The organism is Corynebacterium provencense (genome assembly GCA_900049755.1).
Taxonomy (GTDB): domain Bacteria; phylum Actinomycetota; class Actinomycetes; order Mycobacteriales; family Mycobacteriaceae; genus Corynebacterium; species Corynebacterium neomassiliense.
Genome location: LT160599.1, coordinates 1 through 3184 on the forward strand (window position 1 = coordinate 1; position 3184 = coordinate 3184).

Here is a 3184-nt window from a genome sequence, read left to right on the forward strand (position 1 = left end):
CAGGGGCACCGGGGCCCGCCGGTGCGGAACTCCGGGGGCTCAGCCGCGGCGCCGGCCCAGCACACCGGCACCGGCCGCGACAACGGCACACACCGTCATCACCAGTGCCATGTTCAGCAGGCCGTCATCCATGAGCCCCACCAGCGGGGCGACCGTGCCTGCGGTGATGAACTGACCCGCACCCAGCAGCGCCGAACCTGCACCGGCACGCCCCTGACTCAGGTCCATGGCCAGGGCGGTGGTGTTGCCCATGTTCAGGGCGTTGCCGATTGTCGCGATGAACGTGCAGACGACCACCGCCGGCAATGACGGGTCAACGAGTGCAACGACCAGCAGCGCCACTGACCCGGTGACCAGCATGGCGTGACCGGTGCGCTGCAGGACGGCCGGGCCGAACCTGCCGACAATCCGCGCATTGACCAGGTTGGTGACCACCAGGGCCACGGCATTACCCGCGAAGACCAGACTGAAGCCCGTCGAGGACAGTCCGAGCTCCTCCTGCATGACGAACGAGGAACCGGAGACGAAGCTGAAGAACACCCCGAATCCGACCGCGAAAGCCGCCAGGTGACACACGAACGCCGGGACACGGAACAGGCCGGCCATGCGGCGGTACACCACAGACAGTGAACCTGACGCCCGCTTCTCCTTCACCAGGGTCTCCGGAAGGAACACCGCCACCACGAACTCCACGGCGCCGACGGCCGCGAGGACCCAGAACACCGTCCGCCAGTCGCCCAGACCGGCGACGACACCACCCACCACCGGGGCGAGGATCGGTGCCACCGCGGTGAAGATCATCATCGTCGACAGTGCTTTCGCCGCCGCCGACCCCGTGGCCCGGTCGGCGATCATCGACCGCCCCAGCATCACACACGTACCGCCGGCCGCACCCTGAAGGAAACGGACCACGATGAACAGTCCCACCCCGGGAGCCAGGGCGCAGACGACCGAGGCCGCCAGCCAGACAACGGTCGCGACCGTCAGCATCCGGTGGCGGCCGACCCTGTCCGACAACGGTCCCATCACCAGCTGGCCGAGGGCCATGCCGACCATGAAACCGGTGATGGTCAACTGGGTGACCGAGTCGGTGGTCCCCAGGTCCCGGGTGATCTCCGGCAGGCTCGGCAGGTACATGTCGGTGCCGAACGGCCCGGCGGTCGACAGCAGGGCTATACCTGCGAGCATCGCCAGGGGAAGTGCGGGACGGGGCGCGGAAGATGACGCGGGCCGGGAAGTAGTCACGTGGTGCCAGGATACCCCCCGGTCACACGTCCCGACGCCTCAACACCGCAATTCCCGCGCCGAAGACCACGACAACGATGACGATGAAGTAGATCAGCGACCCCGTGGTACCCCACGGCGCGTCCGGAATCGGCGTCCCGGACAGCGCGGCGTTCAGGTTCCTGAACGGAAGGTACGAGGTGACATGTTCGCCGATCTTCGGGATCGCGCCGATGAGGTCCTCGAGCAGCAGCACCCACAGCATCAGCAGGGCGACCGCGCCCGCGGTGCGGCGCAGCAGGTACCCCACCCCCACGGAGACCATGACCACCAGTACCGAGGACAGGACGGTCAACCCGACGGCACGCCAGGCGCCGTCGGCACCCAGGGACAGTCCGTCGGTGAGCGACTTGTCGTCCAGCTGCATGTTCGCGGTCATCGCGGTGAGGAAGACACTGGCGACACCCACGACAAGGAAGACGACGGCCGTCACGGCACCGTAGACGACAGTCTTCGCCACCGGCAGCTGCCACCTGCCCGGCGCGGCGAGAGCGGACAGTTTCGCGGTCCCGTTGCCGTACTCGCCGGTCACCGTGATCACCGCCTGGACGATGACGATCATCGTCCCGAACAACTGCAGTCCCTGCAGCGCGGTGGAGACGGTGAACAGTTCCGAGGGATCGCCCAGGGCCGTGAGCAGACTCGTGTCCCGGTCGTCGACGGCCTGCTGGAATGTCGAGCCGTTGGCGTAACCCATCAGAAGGGCCCAGCCGAGAGTGAACAGTACGATGAGCGCGGTGGTCCAGTAGAGGCTCCGGGTGGTGCGGAGCTTGACCCATTCCGCGCGGACGGTGTTGAGCAGCATCAGTTGTCCTCTCCCGGGAGTGAGCCGGTCTGGTAGTCCACGGCGTGACCGGTCATCCGCATGAAGGCGTCCTCCAGGGATGCACGACGTTCGGTGAGCTCCAGGACCATGAGACCGTAGCTGTAGGCGATACGTCCGACATCGTCGGGGGTGGCGCCGTGGACGACGAGGACGGGACGGTCCTCCTCGTCGGTGGAGCGTTCGAACCGCAGACCCTCCTCGGTCAGGGCCTTGTCCAGGTGGTCGAGATGCTCGGAGCGGACGACGGTGGTGGATTCCGAGGAACTGCTGATGAAGTCACGGGTGGTGGTGTCTGCCACGAGTCTGCCCTGGCCGATGACGACGAGCCGGTCGGCGGTCTGCGACATCTCGGACAACAGGTGGGAACTGATCAGAACGGTCCTGCCCTCGGCGGCGAGGTGCCGGACGAAATCACGGACCCACCGGATTCCCTCAGGATCGAGACCGTTGACCGGCTCGTCGAGGATGAGAGTTCCCGGGTCACCCAGCAGGGCAGCCGCCAGGCCGAGCCGCTGCCCCATTCCCAGTGAGAACCCGCCCGCCTTCTTACCTGCGACATCGGACAGTCCGACCAGGCCGAGGACCTCGTCGACCCGGTTCCTCCCGATGCCGTTGGCCGCTGCGATCCAGCGCAGGTGGTTCGCCGCGGAACGGTTGGGGTGCACCCACTTCGCGTCCAGCAGCGTCCCCACCTTCGTCAACGGGCGGTCCAGGTCGCGGTACCTGGTGCCGTCGATCGTCGCGGTGCCGGAGGTGGGTTCGTCCAGCCCGGTGATCATCCGCATGGTGGTCGACTTCCCCGCCCCGTTGGGTCCGAGGAAACCGGTGACGATGCCGGAATCAACCGTGAAGGAGAGATCGTCGACCGCAGTGGCGGCTCCGTATCTCTTGGTCAGTGACTGGACTTCTATCATGGTCCCATGGTGCCACATCCCTCCCGCCGGCCCCGGACAGTATCATCGGAACCATGTCCCTGCCGGAGACGGTGACGCCACCCACGTCGCACCCACAGCCCAGTGCCGGACCCCGCACGGGCCCGCAGCCCAGCGGGGCGCCGCGCCGGGACGCCGATCT

At 67.2% G+C, this 3184-nt stretch carries 3 protein-coding genes; all 3 read right to left on the reverse strand.

Features of this window, described 5'->3' with window-relative positions; all coding sequences use genetic code 11:
• Window positions 1–39: 39 nt before the first annotated feature.
• The 3 genes from BN3906_RS13705 to BN3906_RS13715 are packed head-to-tail and all read right to left on the reverse strand — an operon-like array spanning window position 40 to window position 3024.
• Window positions 40–1245 carry a multidrug effflux MFS transporter gene (locus BN3906_RS13705; protein ID WP_227871055.1) on the reverse strand — a complete coding sequence of 402 codons (1206 nt, stop codon included), beginning with the start codon at window positions 1243–1245 and terminating at the stop codon, window positions 40–42.
• Between the two features lie 22 nt (window positions 1246–1267).
• Complete coding sequence (locus BN3906_RS13710) at window positions 1268–2089, reverse strand: DUF2705 family protein (RefSeq protein ID WP_066590228.1); 822 nt, start codon at window positions 2087–2089, stop codon at window positions 1268–1270.
• Entirely contained in the window at window positions 2089–3024 is a 936-nt protein-coding gene (locus BN3906_RS13715; RefSeq protein WP_066590231.1) for an ABC transporter ATP-binding protein, read from the reverse strand. Before BN3906_RS13715 ends, BN3906_RS13710 begins: the two co-directional genes overlap by 1 nt.
• Between the last annotated feature and the right edge of the window lie 160 nt (window positions 3025–3184).